At 49.1% G+C, this 1,235-nt stretch carries 2 protein-coding genes; both read right to left on the reverse strand.

The features are described from left to right. Positions 1-138: 138 nt before the first annotated feature. The gene (locus tag AAAB16_RS01025) at positions 139-339 is read right to left on the reverse strand and encodes a hypothetical protein (protein ID WP_340661654.1); all 201 of its coding nucleotides are present in this window, start codon (positions 337-339) and stop codon (positions 139-141) included. Positions 340-570: 231 nt separating this feature from the next. Next, the coding region (locus AAAB16_RS01030) for a hypothetical protein (RefSeq protein WP_340661655.1) at positions 571-1,235 on the reverse strand (665 nt) is incomplete at its 5' end.

Here is a 1,235-nt window from a genome sequence, read left to right on the forward strand (position 1 = left end):
CGGAGCACACCCTACGAGATCAAGAGCAAACAGCGTTCGTTTATAAGGCGCGCTAGGTTCGCGGGGGGGTTGTGCTGTGCGCACCACTGCGCAAGTCGCGAGAACGCCCCGAAACACCTATGCACCGCTCGCCCCCGCTCAGTTATTACCAAACGGCAGCAACAACCGCTGGCACAGCCGCCACACCCGGTTAGGCGTTTTCGGCGCCGTCACCTTGCGATACACCCGTAGCACCTCATCTGCCGCATCCTGAATATCCTGCATGCTGCGCCGCGACTTGGTCATTTCTCGAATGACCGACAGGGCAATCTGCTTTTCGTTTTCAGGGAGGTCATTCATCTGCGGGTACCTTTTCGCCAATCCGGACGTGTCAGGGCGGGAGAATAGCGTGTGGACACTGGGCGTGCAGAATATCCGAGGGTTTGCTTCGAATTTTCCTACATGATTAGGACGGGCTAAAAACCTCATGAGAGGCTTCTCGTGAGATTCACGAATAACTCAGAAATAACACTGACGCTACGAGACCAGCCCCAGATATCCGTCATAAACATTTGAAAGGTCGCCTGGAAGTCACCTCCTGAATTTTGGAAAAACCGTGTTAATAACCTGCTGTGTGCCAAAGCTATTGCGCTCTGAATACCCGCAATAACGTCGTTCAATCTGATCAAAAACGTATGTGGCTGTCGCAAGTACCGCGCCATCCCGAAGATCTTTGACTTCAATTTCGCCTGCGTACAGTTGTAGCTCACGTGGCAAATCAAAAATCGTAGTTTTAACTACGTAATCGCTTTTCAGCTGCTCGACTTCCAGAGTGATCTCTTTTTTTCCATCCTTGTTGTGACGCAGGAATGGCGCCCTATCACCGGTAGAGACTCCGGTTACAAATCGAGTATTGTTTTCTTCATAAAACTGTTCCGGCCCCCATCCATTTTGAATCGAATATCCACCGGAACTGAAGGTACTTTGTGAGGCAGAGGCGGCGCCGCTTATTTGCACCCTATAATTAGGATCAAAAAACAAACCGTAGACTGGCTCATCAATGACTTTGTAAACGGTCTGCCCAGCCACAGCGCAGTATTTATCATAAGCTGCATCGCGTTTCGCCTTGAAGGCGTAAAGCGAATGTTCGCCCTTAAAATATTGAATAAAAAAAATAACAGTTAAAAATACAACACCACTGATTGCAACCATGGCTGTAGATCTGTTGTTAAATTTCAACACCGGCAGCAATTGGC

It is taken from the genome of Pseudomonas sp., assembly GCF_037994325.1.
Lineage (GTDB): Bacteria > Pseudomonadota > Gammaproteobacteria > Pseudomonadales > Pseudomonadaceae > Aquipseudomonas.